Consider the following 18,982-nt stretch of genomic DNA (forward strand, 5'->3'; position numbering starts at 1 on the left):
GCGTCCGGCTTACGACCGCAGCGTCTCGGTCGCCTCGCGGTCGAGTTCGCCCCCCTCGGTGACGACCACGCCGTAGATCTCCCTGGCGGCTTCGCGCGAGACGTACTCGTCGCGAACGTCGGCCAGGACGGCTTCGGGGTCGCGCTCCATCGGGTCGCCGTAGCCGCCTCCGCCGCCGGTGCGCACCGAGAGCGTCTCGCCGGGTTCGAAGTCGCCGCGCATCATCCCCGCGTAGCGCTCGCCGTCCTCGGCGTCGAAGAGGTAGTCGTTGTCGACCAGGATCGAGATGCGATCCCCGTCGGGGTCGTCGGCGTCGACGACGATGGTGTTTCGCGCGCCGGGACCGCCGCCGTCGTGGCCCCAGCCGGGCGATCGCGAGCGCTGGAGGATCGACAGCGCGCCCGCGGGGTCGGTGAACTCGTAGTCGCGCCGGGTGCCCAGCCCGCCGCGATAGGTCCCCTCGCCGCCCGAGTCCTGTCGGAGTTCCAGCCGAGTGAACCGGATCGGGGCCTTGTTCTCGAAGACCTCGACGGGGACGTTGCGGACCATCGTCTCGGAGATGTGCATCAGCGCGCTCTCGCCGTCCTGGCCCCGCGTCGCGCCCCAGCCGACGGCGTCGTTGTTCGCCTCGACGTACATCTCGCCGGTGTCGGGGTGCTCGCCGTAGATCTGGATGCCGACCGGTTCGCCGCCCGAGGCCGCGGGCACCTCGTCGGGCATTGCTTTCGCGAGCGCCTTGTAGATGACGTCGATGCCCGTGATGGCCGTCCAGACGGTGAAGGTCGGCGCGGGGTACTGGGCGTTGAAGACGTTGCCCTCGGGCGCGACGATCTCGAGGGGCCGGTACTGGCCCTCGTTGGAGTCCTCCTCGGGCGTGGTGACCGTCTTGAAACAGAGCTTGCAGATGGTCTCGGTCATCCCGCGCGGGATGTTCAGCGGCTCTTCGACTTCGTCGTCCGACCCGGAGAGGTCGATCGTGAACTCGTCGCCGTCGATGGTCACCTCGGCCTCGACGTGGATGTGGTCGCCCGGCTCGCGCCCGACGCCGTCGGCGTAGTCGGAGGCGGTCCAGGTGCCGTCGGGCAACTCGCTGACGGCCGTGCGGGCGGTCTCCTCGCCGTGGTCGATCACGACGTCGATCGCGTGCTCGACCGCGTCCTCGCCGTAGCGCTCGTAGAGTTCGCGCAGGCGCTTGTTGCCGGTCTCCAGCGAGGAGACCTGGGCGTGGAGGTCGCCGACGACCTTGTCGGGGATGCGCGAGTTGAAGCGGACCAGGTCGATGATCTCCCGGTTGGGCTCGCCGTCCTCGTAGACCTTCGTCCCGGGGAAGACCAGCCCCTCCTGGTGCATGTCCGTCGAGTCGAGGACGTAGCCGGGGTCCTTCGCCCCGAGGTCGAGCCAGTGGGCGCGACAGGTGGTGTAGCCGACGATCTCGTCGTCGTAGAACACCGGCGCCATCAGGCACATGTCGAGGACGTGCGTCCCGCTCCAGTAGGGGTAGTTGAGCATCAGGACGTCGCCGGGATTCAGGTTCTCCTCGCCGACGTACTCGACGGTCTTCTCGATCGCGCCGTCGTTCGCGCCCAGGAAGAGTGCCAGTCCCGGCGAGTCCGCGATGAGATTGAGATCGCGGTCGTACATCGAGATGCCGAAGTCGAGGATCTCGTAGACGACCGTGTTGTACGCCGTGCGGATCAGGGTCCGCTGCATCTCGGCCGCCGCCGAGGTGAGGTAGTTCCTGATCACTTCGATCGTCGCTGCGTCGAGGTCGGGGGGAGCGGACGAATTATCAGAGTTCATGGGTGTTCTCGGACGCCGATCGCGTCACGCACGATCCGGTTCGCGCGACGCCGACGGCTGGTAATTCCGTGGCTGAAACTTGCCCGCTCGGCTAATCAAATTACTGGTACGGGAGAACCGGTGACACGCCCGCTGCTGTGTTTCGAGAGCACTCAGGCGGGGCTAGGTGCACGTGAGGCTTGGTGTGAGCGATCGAGGGCCACGCTGGCAATCGTCCTGCTCGATCAGCTGCAGGCGATTTTGGATAGCGGATAAAACGGACGTTGCCTCGACCGCCGACCGGGAGTCCGTCTCAGTCGTCGGCGCCGATGTCGGAGCGCATGCGTTCGCGCTCGGCCGCGTCGGCGTACTGGTCGACCTCGTCGGCCTTCTTGCCGGGGTAGAGCAGGCACCGGACCTGCTGGCCGTCGTCCTGTTCGACGAGGCAGGGGTCGACGTTCGGACAGGCGTCGAACGACTTGTGACAGCGCGGGTGGAACGAACAGCCCGACGGCGGGTCGATCGGGTCCGGCGGTTCGCCTTCCGTCGTCACCGAGGTGGGTTTCATCGCGAGCTCCTCGCTCTCGACGACCGGGATCGCCGAGAGCAGCTGTTCGGTGTAGGGGTTCAGCGGGTTCTCGAAGAGCTGCCGACTGGTGCCGACCTCCATGAACTTCCCGAGGTACATCACGGCGATGCGGTCGGCGATGTTCTTCACCAGACTCAGGTCGTGACTGATGATCACGTAGGTCAGGTCGAGGCGCTCCTGGAGCTCCTCCAGCAGGGAGATGACCTTCGCCTGGACGGAGACGTCGAGCGCGCTCGTGGGCTCGTCGAGGACGACGAGCTTCGGGTTGAGGATGAGCGCGCGGGCGATGGCGACGCGCTGTTTCTGTCCGCCGGAGAGCTCGGTGGGATAGCGGTGGATGAACTCCGCCGGCAGGTCGACCAGTTCCAGCATCTCGACGACGCGCTGGCGGCGTTCCTCGCGGCTGCCGACGCCGTGAATCTTCAGCGGGTCGCCGACGATGTGCTTGACGCGTCGACGCGGGTTGAGCGAGGAGGTGGGGTCCTGGTAGACGACCTGGAGGTTGCGCCGGATCGACCGCAGCTGGCGGGTGGACATCGACGAGATGTCCGTCCCGTCGAAGACGATCTCGCCCTCCGTGGGCTCCTGCAGGCGGCTGATGACCTTCCCCAGCGTGGTCTTGCCGCAGCCGCTCTCGCCGACGACGGCGAGGGTCTCGCCGGGTTCGACGTCGAAACTGACGCCGTCGACGGCCCGAACCGGCTCGCTCGACCGGCTGAACAGCCCGCCGCCGGTCTGGAAGTGTTTCGTCACGTCCGAGACGGAGAGCAGCGGTTCGGCCTGGGCGTCAGTCGACGTGGCGCTGGCATCCGTCGCCGCGGTCGATCCGGCCGCGTCGGCCGGCGCTCCGTCGGCGCTACTCATCGCGATCACCCGTCTCGGCCGCGATCGGTTCGGCGACGGTCGATGCGTCGGTCGTCTCGGAGTCGGCCGAATCGTCGGTCATGCTCGCGTAGTCGATCTCTTCGCTCGCGACGGTGCGCGCCGTCTCGCGGTCCATCCCCTGCTCGTAGAGGTGGCAGTAGACCTCGTGGCCGTCGACGTCGACCTCCGGCGGGACCTCCACGTCGCACGTCCCCTCCATGGCGGCGGGACAGCGCGGGTGGAACCGACAGCCCTGGGGCGGATCCGTGTAGTCGGGGATCGTCCCGGGGATGCCCGAGCGGTCGAAGTCGGTGAGCTTCGGGATGCTGTCGATCAGCCCCTTCGTGTAGGGGTGCATCGGCGAGTCGAACAGCTCCTCCGTCTTCCCCGACTCGACGATCGAGCCGGCGTACATCACGTAGATGCGGTCGGCGAGCTCGCGCGCGACGCCGAGGTTGTGCGTGATGTACAGCATCGAGAGGTCGCCGCCGAGCAGCCGATCCTTGAACAGGTCGATGATCTGCTCCTGGACGGTGACGTCGAGCGCCGTCGTCGGCTCGTCCGCGATGAGGAACGACGGCTCGTTGAGCAGCGCCATCGCGATCATCACGCGCTGGCGCATGCCGCCGGAGAGCTCCATCGGGTAGCGATCGAGCACGCCCTCGGCGTCGGGGATCTGCAGGCGTTCGAGGAGTTCGAGGCTGCGCGCTCGAATCTCCTCGTCGCGGTCGGTGTCGCGCCCGACGTAGTTGCGGATGATGTCGGTCCAGGTTGCCTCGCGCTTGCCCTGGTAGGTGAGGATGTCCGACATCATGTCCCCGATCGTAAAGACCGGACTCAGGTGCGTCATGGGATCCTGGAAGATCATGCTCATCTCCTCGGACTGCAGTTCCTCGTGGCGTTGCGGGTCCGAGAGGAGTTCGGTGCCGCGGTAGCGGATCTCTCCCTTGGGAATCTCGCCCGGGGGCTGGGGGAGCATGCCCATGATGGTGTCGGCGGTGACGCTCTTGCCGCAGCCAGTTTCGCCGACGAGGGCGACCGTCTCGCCCGCCTCGATCGTCAGGTCGACGCCGTTCAAGACCTCGTGGCGCCCTTCGTAGGTGTCGAAGTGGACGTGCAGGTCCGAGACGTCGACGATCGGTTCGCTCATCTACTCCACCTCCACGTCGAACATGTCCCGAAGACCGTCCCCGAGGAAGTTAAACCCGAGGACCGCGAGGAAGATCGCCAGTCCCGGGAAGGTCGAGTACCACCAGTAGGTCGGCAGGAAGTTTCGCCCCTCGGCCGTCATCGTCCCCCACTCCGGGACGGGCGGCTGGGCGCCCAGTCCGAGGAAACCGAGCCCGGCGCCGACGAGGATGGCGTAGCCCATGTCCAGGCTGAACTTGACGCTGATCGGCGCCAGGATGTTGGGGAGGATCTCCCGGAAGAGGATGCGCGGGATCGACGCTCCCACGCCCCTCGCCGCCTCGATATAGGTTTCTTCCTTGACGGATAACACCTCCCCGTAGGTCAGCCTGGCGTACCACGGCCACCAGACCGCCGCGATCGCGATCATGGCGTTCGTCAACCCGGGTTCTAACGCGACGATGACGGTCAGTGCCAGTACGAGCGGCGGTACGGCGAGGAAGATGTCCGAGACGCGCATGGCCACGGAGCCGAACGGCCCGCCGATATACCCCGCCGCCAGCCCGACCGGGACGCCGATGCCGATGGCGACTCCGGTGACGAACAGCCCGAGCTGGAGCGAGAGCCGGGTCCCGAAGATGATGCGCGAGAGGATGTCGCGACCCGCCTGGTCGGTCCCGAGCAGGTACTCCGAGGACGGCCCCTCCAGCTTGTGTTCGAAGTTCGTTCCCGACCCCTCGCCGTGGCCGGCGTGGCCCGGGTACGGGGCGAGATAGGGTGCGAAGATCGCGACGAAGACGAACGCGAAGATGATCCCGAGGCCGAGCAGTGACATCGGATTCTGTCGGAACCGGTAGGCGATCCGGTCGAGGTCCTCGCGGATGCGCCCCGCTCTGGCGCGCCAGCCGGTGTCGACGTCGGGACTCGCGCCGGCGTCGGGCGTCTCGCCGCTCATGCGTCACCACCCGTCACGCGGACCCGCGGGTCCAGGTAGCCGTAGAGCACGTCGACGACGAAGTTGACGAGGAGGTAGCCGATCCCGATCACGAGCGTCACGCCCACGACCGCGTTGATGTCGTTCTGGAGGATGGCGGTGACGCCGTAGCGGGCCATCCCCGGCCAGCCGAAGACGATCTCGACCAGGAACGCCCCGCCGATGAGGAAGCCGAAATCGAGGCCGGCGATCGTCAGCGTCGAGGTGGACGCTCGCTTGAGCACGTACTTGTAGACGAGGAGCTTCTCCGGAATGCTGTGGGTCCGGAGCCCCTCGACGTACTCCTTGTTGTACTCCTCGATGAAACTCGAACGAGTCATACGCGTGATGTCTGCCATGGGTGCGAGTGAGAGCGTCAACGCGGGCAAGAAGATGTGCATGGCCGCGCTCTGGAAGGCGGCGAAATTCAGCGTCAGCAGCGAATCCAGCAACAACAGTCCGGTGACCTCGTTGTAGGCGACGTCGCCCATACGCCCGGTCGCCGGGAACCAGTTCAGCTGGAAGGCGAAGAAGAGCTGGAGCAAGATCGCCGCCCAGAACTGGGGCAACGAGACCCCGATGAACGAGATCCCGCGGCTGGCGTTGTCCTGAAACTTGTCTTTGTTCCGAGCCGAAACGATGCCCAGGGGGATGCCGACGACGATCGCGATCAGCATCGCCACGATGACCAGCTCGAGCGTCGCCGGCAGGAACTCCGCCAGGTCGGTGGCGACGTCGCGGTTCGTGGTCAGGGCGACGCCCATCTCGCCGCGGAACAGGCCGCCGATGTACTCGCCGTACTGGACCCAGATCGGTTCGTCGAGGCCCATCTCCCGGCGAAGATTCTGGACGGCCTCCTCCGACGCCCGCGGACCGAGGGCCTGTCGCGCAGGCTGGCCCGGGATCACCCGCGCCAGCACGAAGATCAGGATGGACAGTCCGAAGAAGACGGGAACGATCGAAAGGAGCCGTTTCAACAGGTACGTTCTGTACGACATTATCTCTCGAACATCTGTCGGTGGCGGCCCAGTGGGTGGTCGATATACGGTTCCCTCCCGTTGCGTGCGAGCATGTGAATGGCAAACCCAGTTCACGATATTAAGCGTTTTCGTTCCGGTGACTGGTGTCTCTCGCGGCGGCCCCGTTCCGTCGAGAAGCGACACGCAGAAACCGCGTGGCGCGTCGTGTTTCCTTCCAAGACGGAGCGGAGCTGCACTCACCGCGACATGTCGTGAAATCGTGGGGTATTCTTATGTCGCGTGCGGAAAGTTGGCATACTATGGCAGATGGCGAAGCCACAGTTAGTCGTAGAGAGATATTAGGTTACACCGGAACAGTCGGCGCGGGGACGATCCTCGCGGGCTGCGTCGGTGGCGAACCCGCGAACAACGGAGACGGCAGTGACGGCGGCGACGGCGGCGATGGCGGAGACGGCGGCGATGGCGGCGACGGTGGGACCGGATCGGGCGGCGAGTTCGTCTACCTGACGACCCAGACGCCGGCCTCGATCGACCCCGCCCGGTCGCTGGACGAGCTGGAGGCGATCTACAACAGTAACGTCTACGAACCGCTCGTCCGCTACAACGACGACTTCCCGCCGGACGTCACCCCCGGCGTCGCCGCCGACTGGGAAGTCGCCGACGACAACGTCACGTACACCTTCAACCTCCACGAGGACATGACGTTCCACAACGGCGACCCGGTCACCGCGGAGGACGTCGTCTATTCGGTCGAGCGCGTCATGTCGATCGAGGCTGGGCCGTCGTGGATGTGGACCGGCGCGCTGACCCCCGACAGCGCGACCGCCGTCGACGAAACCACGGTCGAGATCCAGCTCGAACAGACGTTCGCGCCGTTCGTCAAGACGCTGCCCTGGCTCAGCGTCGTCAACAAGCAGCAAATCGAAGCGAACGGCTCGGACGAGTGGGGCGGCGACTACCTCGAGAGCAACGACGCCGGAAGCGGCCCGTGGGCGCTCGAGGAGTACGCTCGTGGCGAGAATATCACGCTCTCGCGCAACGACGACTGGTGGGGAGAGTTCGCCAGCAACGTCGCCGATACCGTCGTGATCGATACCGGGATGGAAGTCTCGACGATCGTCGGCTCGCTCAAAAACGGCGACGGCCACATCACCGATCGCTGGCTCGCGACGGCGAACTACCAGGAGTTCGCCAACGCCCAGAGCACCAAGTTGAGTTCGACCAACACGTACAACACGTATTACATCTACATGAACATGGTCAAGCCGCCGCTCGACGACGTTCACGTGCGGCGCGCGATCTCGTACGCGTTCGACTACGAGACTGCGATGGGTATCCTCGGGACCGAGGAAGAACTCAACGGCCCGATGCCCGACGCCATGAAGCACTCGACGACCGAGGGCATCACGCAGTACACGCAGGATCTCGAGGCCGCGCAGGCGGAACTCGAGGAATCCGAGTACTCCATCGACGAGATCGAGGTCACCTACGCCTCCCAGCCGGCCATCACCGCGAACCAGGACATCGGGCTGATGATGGAGGACCAGTTCAGCGAGGTCGGCATCACGGTCAACCTGGAGGACGTCCCGTGGTCGAGCATGGTCGAGCGGGCGTCGGACCCGGAGACCTCGCCGCAGATGTTCCCGCTATGGGGCCTCGTCAGCTACGACGACCCCGACGCCTACCTCTGGCCCATGTGGCACAGCAGCGGCGTCAACAACTACCTGAACGGGTCGAACTACCAGAACGACGAGGTCGACGCGTTGCTCGAGGAGGGCCGTCGGACCCTCGACGAGGACGGCCGCGCCGAGGCCTACAAGCAGGTCCAACAGATCGTCATGGACGACGCCGCGGCGCTCATGGTCGCCAACGACACGACCGAGTTCGGCCTCGCCGAGAACGTGACCGGGTTCAACGACAACGGGATCATGGGCTACACGCACCAGTTCCAGCAGCTCGGTCTCGAATAAGCCACGCTCGCGTCGCACACCCGGCCGCATCGCTCGACAACCGATCCACATCTTCTCCGCCGTTACGATAGCGAACGTACCGTCTGAACGACGATTCTAAACGCGCCCTAGCCGTGGTGACGCAGTTCGGCCGTCGCTGCTCGGTCGAGTTCGCCGTCTTCGCTCACGACGACGCCGTACTCCTCGCGGGCGCCTTCGGGCGAGACGTAGCCGTCGAGCACGTCCTCGCGGACGGCCTCGGGGTCGCGTTCGAAGGGGTCACCGTAGCCACCGCCGCCGCCCGAGCGGTTCGAGACGATCTCGCCCGGTTCGAACGAGCCGCGGAACATCCCCGCGTAGGCGACGGATCGATCGCCTCCCGAGGGAGCGCCAGCGGTCTCGCCGGCGAGATCGTCCTCGCTCGCGTCGTACAGGTCGTCGTTGTCGACGAGCACCTGCACGCGGTCGGGGACGCTCGTCGCACCGTCAGCGCTGTCGCCCGGCGCCGCGGCGTCGCCACGGTCGGGTGCCGTCGCGAGCGCGACCACGTTGCGCGCACCCGGCTCGCCACCGTCGAGGCCCCAGCCGTCGGTCCGGGTCTTCTGGACGATCGAGAGCGCGCCGCAGGGTGCGGTGAAGCGATAGTCGCGGCGGATGCCGAGGCCGCCGCGCTTCTCGCCGGGGCCGCCGGAATCCGGGCGCAGCGCCAGGCGGTCGATCTCGACGGGCGCCTTCGCCTCGAGCACCTCGATCGGCAGGTTCTGGACCATCGTCTCGGTGATGTGCATCAGGGCGTTGGGGCCGTCGCGGTCCGGATCGCCGCCCCAGCCGACGCCCTCGTTGTTCGCCTCGACGAACGGCCGGCCCGTCTCGGGGTCGTCGCCGTAGAGCATGATGCTACAGAGGTCGCCGCCGGAACTCGCCGGGATCCGGTCGGGCATGCCCTTCGCGAGCGCGCGGTAGACGACGTCGACGGCGAGGATGCCCGTCCAGCCGACGAACGTCGGCGCCGGCTCCGTCGGCTCGAAGATGCTCCCCGGGCGCGTCTCGACTGTCAGCGGATCGTAGAGGCCGTAGTTCGAGTCCTCCTCCGGCGTCGTCACCGTCTTGAAGCAGAGCTTGCCGAGCGCGTCGCCGCCGGTGTCGTTGTACGGCGTCTCGAGTTGGTCGGCCGAGTCGGTCAGGTCGAGGGTGAAGTCCGAGCCGTCGATGGTCACGGTCGCGACGATCTCGACGTCGGTCTCGCCGGCGTCGATCCCGTCGGCGTAGCCCGTCGCGGTCCACGAGCCGTCCGGTAGGTCTGCGACCGCGTCCCTGGCCGTCCGGGCGCCGTGATCGAAGAGCCGCTCGACCGCCGCGTCGACGGTGTCGGTGCCGTACTTCTCGTGCAATTCTTGCAGTCGGTTGGCGCCCGTCCGCAGTGCGGCGATCTGGGCGTTGAGGTCGCCGAGCGTCTTCTCCGGGAGCCGCGAGTTGAAGCGGATGATGTCGAGGATCCCCTCGTCCGGCTCTCCCTTCTTGTACACCTTCGTCCCGGGGAAGACGACGCCCTCCTGGTAGACGTCCGTCGAGTCGAGGACGTAGCCGTCGTCCTTCGCGCCGAGGTCGAGCCAGTGGGCGCGACAGGCCGCGAAGCCGACGAGCTCGTCGTCGACGAAGATGGGCGAGAAGACGAGGACATCGAGCGTGTGCGCCTGGCTCCAGTAGGGGTAGTTACAGAGGATCACGTCGCCGGGTTCGAGGTTCTCCCGGCCGACGTAGTCGACGGCCGCCTCGATCCCCTCGTCGTTCGAGCCGAGGAAGATCGCGAGCCCCGGCGAGTCGGCGACCAGTCGCAGGTCGGCGTCGTACAGCGAGATGCCGAAGTCGAGGATCTCGTAGACGATCGTGTTGTAGGCCGTCCGGACGAGCGTGCGCTGCATCTCCGTCGCGGCGGACGTGAGGTAGTTCCGCACGACCTCGACCGTCGCCGGATCGACGGCGTCGGCGCCCGTCATGGCGCCATCACTCGCCGCTCGCAGTCGGCGAGGCGGGCCGTGGGACGCGGAGCGGTCCGGTCCGCCGTCGGGTGCTGGCCGCTCGGGACTTCCGTCGAGTACGAGTCGCTCATAACTCGCCGAGGATCGTGTAGACGAGTTTCACGGGCTCGTCGCCGTGGTTCACCGAGTAGTGCTCGACGCCCGCGGGGATCACCGAGAGCGTCCCCTCGCCAACGGTGTGGGAGTCCTCGGTCACCACTTCGATCTCACCCGAGAGGATGACCGAGACCTCGTCGCCGCCGTGGCTCGTCGTTCCCTCCTCGGGGACGCGCTCGCCGGGTTCGATGACGAACGAACCGGTCTCGGCCTGCGGGTCGTCGCTCGCGTGCAGGGTCAGGGGTTCGTCGGTACTCTCGCTCCAGTTCGAGTCGAGGTCGTGTAGCTGAATGTCCGTCATGGGTGGATGGGTGGGTCGTCGGCGGGTGGTTTGGCCGTCCGCGGGTGCCGTTCGGTGCCCGGTCGGGATGGCGTCGATGGTCGGCGATCGCGTTCGACTCCGCCCGGCGTGGCCCGACCGGTGGCCGTGCCGCGAGTCGGTGTCCGGTCAGTCACACTCCGGGCTATTCAGGGTTTCTGCAGGGGCAGGCGAGGCAGCCGGGTGGAGTAGCTGGGATGGCCCGCAAAAAAACGTCTCGAGCGAACGAATCCGGCTTCGTCCTCGGCGTTCGGCCGCCAGTTCGGCACCCTCAGCGCTCGCCGCGTCGTTTCGCGCCGTTACTCCCGGCGCTCGGCGGCTCGCGTGTCGCTTCGCTCCCGCTCGCTCAATTCGAGGCCTCGCTCCCGTCGGTCGCTGTGGCCTCGCGGCTCGCGTGTCGCTTCGCTCCCGCTCGCTCAATTCGAGGCCTCGCTCCCGTCGGTCGCTGTGGCCTCGCGGCTCGCGTGTCGCTTCGCTCCCGCTCGCTCAATTCGAGGCCTCGCTCCCGTCGGTCGCTGTGGCCTCGCGGCTCGCGTGTCGCTTCGCTCCCGCTCGCTCAATTCGAGGCCTCGCTCCCGTCGGTCGCTGTGGCCTCGCGGCTCGCGTGTCGCTTCGCTCCCGCTCGCTCAATTCGAGGCCTCGCTCCCGTCGGTCGCTGTGGCCTCGCGGCTCGCGTGTCGCTTCGCTCCCGCTCGCTCAATTCGAGGCCTCGCTCCCGTCGGTCGCTGTGGCCTCGCGGCTCGCGTGTCGCTTCGCTCCCGCTCGCTCAATTCGAGGCCTCGCTCCCGTCGGTCGCTGTGGCCTCGCGGCTCGCGTGTCGCTTCGCTCCCGCTCGCTCAATTCGAGGCCTCGCTCCCGTCGGTCGCTGTGGCCTCGCGGCTCGCGGTTCCCTACCGGTCACCGCTCGCTCTGTCAGAGGCCTCCCGTCGGTCGGCCTCGCTGCGCAACTCCTCGGTCGCTTCACGATCCAGCTCGCCGTCGGCGCTCACGACGACGCCGTACGCCTCGCGGGCGGCTGCGGGCGAGACGTAGCCGTCGATGACGTCCTCGCGGACGGCTTCGGGGTCGCGATCGAGCGGGTCGCCGTAGCCGCCCCCGCCGCCCGAGCGGTTCGAGACGATCTCGCCGGGTTCGAACTGGCCCCGCATCATGCCGACCCACTCGTTGCCGTCGTCGGGGTAGTCGTCGTTGTTGTCGGCGAAGATCTGGACGCGATCGCGGGCGTTCGGGTCGTCATCGTCCAGATCGAGGACGACGACGTTCTTCGCGCCGGGTTTGCCACCTTCGAGGCCCCAGCCCTCGGTCTTTGTCTTCTTGATGATCGCGAGGACGTTCGTCGGGTGGGTCAGGCGGTAGTCCCGCCGGATGCCGAGGCCGCCGCGCTGCTCGCCGGGACCGCCGGTGTCCTGGCGCAGCGAGAGTTCGTCGAACTGGACGGGCGCCTTGGTCTCGAAGACCTCGATCGGGATGTTGCGCACCATCGTCTGGGCGTAGTGCATCAGGGCGTTGGGGCCGTCGCGCTCGTTCGTCGCGCCCCAGCCGACGCCCTCGTTGTTCGCCTCGACGAACGACCGACCGGTCTCGGGGTCGTCGCCGTAGAGCATGATGCTGTCGATGTCGCCCCCGGTGCTCGCGGGGATTTGTTCGGGCATCGCTTCGGCGAGCGCCTTGAAGACGACGTCGACGGCCAGCATCGACGCCCAGAGCGTGTACGTCGGCGCCGGGTACTGCGCGTTGAACAGGTTGCCCTCGGGCGCGACGACGTCGACCGGTTCGTAGTGGCCGTGATTCCCGGGCTCGTCGGGCGTCGTGAGCGTCTTCAGACAGAACTTGCAGATCGCCTCCGTGCGTCCGAACGGGATGTTGATCGGCCCCGGCATCTCGTCGGACGACCCCGAGAAGTCGAAGCCGATCTCGTCGCCGTCGACCGTCACCTCGATCTCGATGCGGACGAGGTCGTCGGAGAGTCCGTCGTTGTCGACGTAGTCCACGGCGGACCACGTGCCGTCGGGCAGGGCCGCGATGCCCTCGCGCGCCTGGGACTCGCCGTGGTCGACGATCCGATCGACCGCCGCGTCGACCGTGTCGGTGCCGTACTTCTCGTGGAGTTCCCGCAGTCGGTCGGCGCCCGTTCGCAGCGCCGCGATCTGGGCGTTCAGATCGCCCAGCGTCTTCTCGGGAATCCGGGAGTTGAAGCGGATGAGGTCGAGGATCTCCTCGTCCGGTTCGCCGCCCTTGTAGACCTTCGTCCCCGGGAAGATGAGCCCCTCCTGGTGCATGTCCGTCGAGTCGAGGACGTAGCCCTCGTCCTTCGCGCCCAGATCGAGCCAGTGGGCGCGACTCGCGGTGTAGCCGATGAGTTCCTCGTCGAGGAAGACCGGCGCGAACAGGCAGACGTCGAGCGTGTGCGAGGAGTTCCAGTAGGGGTAGTTGAGGACGAGAACGTCGCCGGGGTTCAGGTTCTCCTCGCCGACGTGTTCGACGCCCTTCCGGACGCTGAAGTCGTTCGCGCCCAGGAAGAGCGAGAGGCCGGGCGAGTCCGAGAGGAGGCGGAGGTCGGCGTCGTACATCGAGAGCCCGAAGTCGAAGATCTCGTAGATGATCGTGTTGTACGCCGTTCGCGTCAGCGTGCGCTGCATCTCCGTCGCCGCGGAGGTGAGGTAGTTGCGGATCACGGCGACGGTGGCCGGGTCGACGTCCGGTGTAGACTCCGCCATCGTCACCACCGCCTCCGCGGGTCGGCATCGATCATCGCCACCACCGCCTCCGCGGGGCGGCTTCGGTCGATCGTTCGGTCAGTGGACAACCCATACTAACTGGCCTCAGAGCGGTTCCCACGTGCGCGGGCTGTCGTTCAGGCGCTCGCAGCCGTCCTCGGTGACGACGACGATGTCCTCGATGCGCGCGCCGTACTCGCCCTCGAGGTAGATGCCCGGTTCGATGCTGTGGACCATCCCCGGTTCGAGCACGGTGTCGTTGCCCGAGACGATGTAGGGCTCCTCGTGGACCTCGAGGCCGAGGCCGTGGCCTGTCCGGTGGAGGAACTGCTCGCCGTAGCCCGCCTCCTCGATGACCGAGCGCGCCGCGTCGTCGATCGAGCCCGCGGTGACGCCGGGTTCGACCGCCTCGACCGCCGCGTCGAGGGCGTCGTGGACGACCGCGTGGATCTCCTCGAACTCGGCGGGCGGCTCGCCGTCGAAGACGACGGTGCGGGTCTGGTCGCCCGGATAGCCGTCGTAGCGCGTCCCGAAGTCGAGGATGACGGGCTCGCCCGCCCGAATCTCCCGGTCGCCGTGGCGGTAGTGGGGCTGGGCGCCGTGGGGCCCGGAGCCGACGATGGGGTCGAACGAGAAGCCCTCGCCGCCGCGAGACTCGATCTCGGCTCGGATCTCCTCGACGAGTTCGGCCTCGGTCAGTCCGACGGCGTCGGCGCCGAGTTCGCGGACGGCCACGCAGGCCTCGTCCGAGATGCGCCCGGCCTCGCGCAGCGCCTCGAGTTCGGTCTCGTCCTTCGTGATGCGCAGGTCGTCGAGCACCTCGCTCGCCAGGCCGAAGGAGGCCTCGGGTAGGGCCTCTTGCAGGTCGAGGCTGAACAGCGCGAACATGCGGTCGTCGAGCAGGACCTCGCCGCCGGAGACGTCGAGGCGGTCGAGGACGTCCTCGACGACGGCCATCGGATCCTCACCGTCGTCCCAGTCGTCGACGTGATCGATGAAGGTCTCCTCCATGATCTGGCCGGCGTACATCGTCGGCGCGACGATGGCGAAGTCCTCGGGCGTGACGAACGCCAGCAGGTGGCGCTCGGCGGGTTCCTCCTCGAACCCGGTGAGGTAGTAGAGGTTCGGACTCGGGAACAGGACGAGCGCGTCGACGCCCTGCTCGGCGAGTGCGTTCTGACTTCGGTGCAATCGATCTTCGAATATCGTCGTCATGGTGAATCAGTCTGTGGGGGTGGGTCGGTTGATTTCGAAACGTGGATCGGTCGTCGGTTCGGTTCCGATCGGGTCGGTTCGGTCGGCGGTTCTGTTCTGCCCGGCTCGGTCCGGTCAGCGGTTCGGTCCCGACCGGGTGGTTCAGTCGCCGGTGTGGGTCGAGTCGGGGGGTATGGGCCGGGTCGGGGCCCTACCGCGGGCCCGTCGTCGTTACTCCCGCCGCTCGGCGCGCAACTCCTCGGTCGCCTCGCGATCCAGTTCGCCGTCGGCGCTCACGACGACGCCGTAGTCCTCGCGGGCGCCCTCGGGCGAGACGTAGCCGTCGATGACGTCCTCGCGAACGGCCTCGGGATCCCGGTCGAGCGGGTGCCCGTAGCCCCCTCCGCCGCCGGAGCGGTTCGAGATGGTCTCGCCGGGTTCGAACTGGCCGCGCATCATGCCGACGAACTTCAGGTTCTCGCCGGCCTCGTCGTAGAGTTCCTCGTTGTCGACCAGCAGCTGGACGCGGTCCTCCCAGCCGTCCTCGAGGTCGAGGACGACGACGTTCTTCGCGCCGGGCTCGCCGCCCTCGAGGCCCCAGCCCTCGGTTTTCGTCTTCTGGATGATCGAGAGCCCGCCGCAGGGGGCGGTGAAACGGTAGTCGCGCTTGATGCCGAGCCCGCCGCGGTAGGCGCCGGGCCCGCCCGAGTCCTGGCGCAGCGAGAGCCCGTCGAACTGGATCGGGGCCTTGTTCTCGAAGACCTCGATCGGGATGTTGCGGACCATCGACTCGGCGATGTGCATCAGCGCGTTCGGCCCGTCGCGGACGTCGTTGCCGCCCCAGCCGACGCCCTCGTTGAGCGCCTCGACGAACGCGCGGCCCGTCTCCGGGTCCTCGCCGTAGAGCATGATGTCACAGAGGTCGCCGCCGGAGCTCGCCGAGACCTTCTCGGGGACGGCCTTCGCGAGCGCCTCGTAGATGACGTCGACCGCGAGGAACGCCGTCCACAGGGTGAACGTCGGGGCGGGGTACTCGGGGTTGAACATGTTGCCCGGCGGGACCTCGAGCGAGAGCGGCTCGTACTGGCCCTCGTTCGAGTCCTCGTCGGGCGTGGTGATGCTCTTGAACGCCAGCTTCGCGAGCGTCTGGCTCATGCCGAGCGGGACGTTCAGCGGGGCGTCGATCTGGTCGGACGACCCCGAGAGGTCGACCGTGAACTCGTCGCCCTCGATCGTCACCTCGGCCTCGATCCGCAGCAGGTCGTCCGGATCCGACGTGATGCCGTCGCCGTAGCCGACTGCGCTCCAGCTACCGTCGGGCAGGTCCTCGACGGCGTCCCTGGCCGTTCGCTCGCCGTGGTCGATGACCGACTCGATGGCGGTCTCGACGGTGTCGGTGCCGTACTTCTCGTGGAGGCTGCGCAGCCGGTCGGCGCCGGTCTGCAGCGCGGCGATCTGGGCGTTGAGGTCGCCCAGCGTCTTGTCGGGAATCCGGGAGTTGAAGCGAATGAGGTCCATGATCTCCTCGTCCGGTTCGCCCTCCTTGTAGACCTTCGTCCCGGGGAAGATGACGCCCTCCTGGTGCATGTCCGTCGAGTCGAGGACGTAGCCCTCGTCCTTCGCGCCCAGGTCGAGCCAGTGGGCCCGACTCGCGGTGTAGCCGATGAGTTCCTCGTCGAGGAAGACCGGCTTGATCACCAGCACGTCGAGCGTGTGGGTCGAACTCCAGTAGGGGTAGTTACAGAGGATGATGTCGCCGGGATTCAGGTTCTCCTCGCCCAGGTGCTCGACGGTGCGGCGCAGGCCGTAGTCGTTCGCGCCGAGGAACATCGAGAGGCCGGGCGAGTCCGCGACCAGCCGGCGATCGGCGTCGTACATCGAGATCCCGAAGTCGAGGATCTCGTAGATGATCGTGTTGTACGCCGTCCGGATGAGCGTGCGCTGCATCTCGGTCGCGGCCGAGGTGAGGTAGTTGCGGATCACTTCGACCGTCGCGCCGTCGATCTCGTCCGCGGGGGTCGGTGCGCTCGTAGTACTCATGTTCAGTCCTCCTGGCTGATGAGGATGTGGCCGTACTCGTCGATCTCGGCGGTCTGGTCGGAGTGGTAGACGATGGTCGTCGTCGGCTCCTGGACGATCGCGGGGCCGGGCACCTCGTGACCCGGCTGGAGCTGTGCGCGCTCGTAGACGTCGAAGGTCGTCTTCTCGCGCTCGGCGAAGCAGTAGGCTTCGCGCGTGTCGACCGGCTCGACCGTCGGGTCGTCCGTCGGCTCCTGGGCCTCGATCGATGGCTTGTCGTTCTCGCCGATGGCGCGGACGCGCAGGTGGACGACCTCCGGCGGGTCGTCCATCGTGTGACCGTAGCGGGTCTCGTGGCGCGCCTCGAAGCGCTCCCCTAACTCGTCGAGGCTCTCGACGTCGTTCGCGTCGACCTCGACGGTGTGCTCCTGGCCGAGGTAGCGCATCTCGACGAAGCGTTCGAGCGTGCGCTCGTCGCCGGTGAAGCCTTCGTCGCCGAGGGTTTGGGCGCCCTCTTCCTCGAGATCGGCGAACTGCGCGTCGAACGCCTCGTAGTCGAGTTCGTCGAGGACGGTGATCGACGTCTGGGCCATGTCGTAGACGACGTCGGCCATCAGCATGCCCCAGGCGGAGAAGACCGATGGCGCCTGCGGGATGAGGACCTCGTCGGCGCCGATCTCGCGGGCCAGCAGCGGGACGAACAGCGAGCCGGCCCCGCCGTAGGAGACCATCGTGAAGTCCCGCGGGTCCAAGCCCTTCTCGACGGTGATCTCGCGGATCGCGCCGACCGTGTTCGCGAGCGTGACGTCGAAGACGCCGCGGGCCGCCTCGTCGACGGACATCTCGAGCGGGTCGGCCAGCTTCTCCTCGATGCCCTCGAGGGCGCCGGTCTGGTTCAGGTCCATGTCGCCGCCGAGGAAGGCGGCCGGGTCCATGTAGCCCAGCGCGACGGCGGCGTCGGTCACCGTCGGCTCGGTGCCGCCGCGACCGTAGCAGATCGGGCCCGGGTCCGCGCCGGCGCTCTTGGGGCCGACCTTGAGGAACTCGCCGTCGTGCCAGGCGATCGAGCCGCCGCCCGCGCCGATCGTCCGGATGTCGTAGACCGGGATCATCATCGGCATGTGCCCGAGCGTCGAGTCGTACTCGACGGCCGGCGCGCCGTTCTCGATGACGCAGGCGTCGAGGCTGGTCCCGCCCATGTCGACCGCGATCAGGTTGTCGCGGTCGGTGACGTCGCCGACGTGCGAGGCCCCGATGAGCCCGCCCGCCGGGCCCGAGAGGATCGTGTGGACCGGCGCGGTCGTCGCGTTCTCGGCGGTCAGCGTCCCGCCGCCCGAGCGCGTGATGAAGAACGAGCCGTCGAAGCCGTCCTCGCGCAGCGCGCCGTCGAGGCGGTCGACGTAGTTCTCGAAGATCGGCTTGATGTAGGCGTCGAGGACGGCCGTGCTCGTGCGCTCGTACTCGCGGTACTCGCCGGTGATGTCGCTCGACAGCGAGAGGCTGACGTCGGGGACCTCCTCGCGGATGATCTCGCCGGCCTGGCGCTCGTGCTCGCCGTTGCGATAGGAGTGGAGGAAGCAGATCGCGATCGACTCGACGTCGTGGTCGTCGACCAGTTCGCGGGCGGCCTCGCGGACCGCGTCCTCGTCGAGGGGCTCGCTCACGTCACCGTTGGCGTCGATCCGGCCCGGAACGCCGATGCGGCGGCGACGGGGCACGATCTGTTCGGGCTTCTTGTACCGGATGTCGTACATCGACTCGCGCTCGACGTTGGTGCGACCGATCTCGAAGACGTCGCGAAAGCCCTCGTTGGTGACGATGCCCGTTCGGGCGCCCTCTCGTTCGAGGAATGCGTTGATACCGAGGGTCGTCCCGTGGACGAACGCCTCCGTCTCGGCGAGATCGGCGCCGACCTTGTCCTTGGCGTTGAGAACGCCCTTCTCCGGCTGGTCGGGTGTCGTCGAGGCCTTCTCGACGTTGATCTCGCCCGTCTCCCGATCGAACATGATCGAGTCGACGAACGTTCCACCGATGTCTACGGCTAGGCGGTCTTTCGACTCCATGGTTATGGATTGCAAACGCAGCGCAAATAGATTGGGGTTCCAGTAACGAACCGGTACGCCGGGCAACAGGTCGGAGCGCTGTCGGTCGGTTTTCGGCTCGGATCTGACCGGTACGCTGCGCGAGACGAACGGCGAAACGACGGAAGAGAATTTGAAAAATAATTACTCAAAATTTCGACTCTCCGGCTGACCTGTCCGTGAGCGTGTGACCTACCCGGCGGGTTGGCTGGCAATACACTGTCTGGTGGTAGTGAACAATTGTCGCCGTGCACG

The 18,982-nt window shown here is 67.2% G+C and carries 12 protein-coding genes; 1 reads left to right on the plus strand and 11 read right to left on the minus strand.

Going from position 1 to position 18,982, the window contains the following annotated elements:
- Nucleotides 1-9 precede the first annotated feature (9 nt).
- The 5 genes from MXA07_RS03920 to MXA07_RS03940 form a co-directional block, all read right to left on the minus strand.
- Nucleotides 10-1,800, minus strand: a complete 1,791-nt coding sequence (locus tag MXA07_RS03920) for a hydantoinase B/oxoprolinase family protein (protein WP_247730747.1) — start codon at nucleotides 1,798-1,800, stop codon at nucleotides 10-12.
- 292 nt (nucleotides 1,801-2,092) lie between these two features.
- Nucleotides 2,093-3,232 carry an ABC transporter ATP-binding protein gene (locus MXA07_RS03925; protein WP_247730748.1) on the minus strand — a complete coding sequence of 380 codons (1,140 nt, stop codon included), beginning with the start codon at nucleotides 3,230-3,232 and terminating at the stop codon, nucleotides 2,093-2,095.
- Nucleotides 3,225-4,382 carry an ABC transporter ATP-binding protein gene (locus tag MXA07_RS03930; RefSeq protein ID WP_247730749.1) on the minus strand — a complete coding sequence of 386 codons (1,158 nt, stop codon included), beginning with the start codon at nucleotides 4,380-4,382 and terminating at the stop codon, nucleotides 3,225-3,227. The genes MXA07_RS03925 and MXA07_RS03930 overlap by 8 nt, the downstream gene beginning before the upstream one ends.
- On the minus strand, nucleotides 4,383-5,315 hold the full coding sequence (locus MXA07_RS03935; RefSeq protein WP_247730750.1) for an ABC transporter permease: 933 nt from the start codon (nucleotides 5,313-5,315) through the stop codon (nucleotides 4,383-4,385). It abuts the gene before it with no gap.
- Nucleotides 5,312-6,331 (minus strand): ABC transporter permease, encoded by a 1,020-nt coding sequence (locus MXA07_RS03940; protein ID WP_247730751.1) that lies wholly within the window; start codon nucleotides 6,329-6,331, stop codon nucleotides 5,312-5,314. Before MXA07_RS03940 ends, MXA07_RS03935 begins: the two co-directional genes overlap by 4 nt.
- 281 nt (nucleotides 6,332-6,612) lie before the next feature.
- Here MXA07_RS03940 and MXA07_RS03945 point away from each other — a divergent pair, with 281 nt between their 5' ends.
- Nucleotides 6,613-8,283 (plus strand): ABC transporter substrate-binding protein, encoded by a 1,671-nt coding sequence (locus tag MXA07_RS03945; protein ID WP_247730752.1) that lies wholly within the window; start codon nucleotides 6,613-6,615, stop codon nucleotides 8,281-8,283.
- 107 nt (nucleotides 8,284-8,390) lie between these two features.
- Here MXA07_RS03945 and MXA07_RS03950 read toward each other — a convergent pair whose 3' ends face one another.
- The 6 genes from MXA07_RS03950 to MXA07_RS03975 form a co-directional block, all read right to left on the minus strand.
- The gene (locus tag MXA07_RS03950) at nucleotides 8,391-10,259 is read right to left on the minus strand and encodes a hydantoinase B/oxoprolinase family protein (RefSeq protein ID WP_247730753.1); all 1,869 of its coding nucleotides are present in this window, start codon (nucleotides 10,257-10,259) and stop codon (nucleotides 8,391-8,393) included.
- A gap of 109 nt (nucleotides 10,260-10,368) precedes the next feature.
- On the minus strand, nucleotides 10,369-10,698 hold the full coding sequence (locus tag MXA07_RS03955) for a cupin domain-containing protein (protein WP_247730754.1): 330 nt from the start codon (nucleotides 10,696-10,698) through the stop codon (nucleotides 10,369-10,371).
- A 908-nt stretch (nucleotides 10,699-11,606) separates the two neighbouring features.
- On the minus strand, nucleotides 11,607-13,433 hold the full coding sequence (locus tag MXA07_RS03960) for a hydantoinase B/oxoprolinase family protein (protein WP_247730755.1): 1,827 nt from the start codon (nucleotides 13,431-13,433) through the stop codon (nucleotides 11,607-11,609).
- Between the two features lie 105 nt (nucleotides 13,434-13,538).
- Entirely contained in the window at nucleotides 13,539-14,648 is a 1,110-nt protein-coding gene (locus MXA07_RS03965) for a M24 family metallopeptidase (protein WP_247730756.1), read from the minus strand.
- Between the two features lie 210 nt (nucleotides 14,649-14,858).
- Nucleotides 14,859-16,667 carry a hydantoinase B/oxoprolinase family protein gene (locus MXA07_RS03970; protein ID WP_247730757.1) on the minus strand — a complete coding sequence of 603 codons (1,809 nt, stop codon included), beginning with the start codon at nucleotides 16,665-16,667 and terminating at the stop codon, nucleotides 14,859-14,861.
- A gap of 2 nt (nucleotides 16,668-16,669) precedes the next feature.
- A complete protein-coding gene (locus MXA07_RS03975) occupies nucleotides 16,670-18,709 on the minus strand; it encodes a hydantoinase/oxoprolinase family protein (RefSeq protein WP_247730758.1) in 2,040 nt (679 codons plus the stop codon).
- Between the last annotated feature and the right edge of the window lie 273 nt (nucleotides 18,710-18,982).

Origin of the sequence: Halovivax limisalsi (assembly GCF_023093535.1) — an archaeon.
GTDB lineage: Archaea > Halobacteriota > Halobacteria > Halobacteriales > Natrialbaceae > Halovivax > Halovivax limisalsi.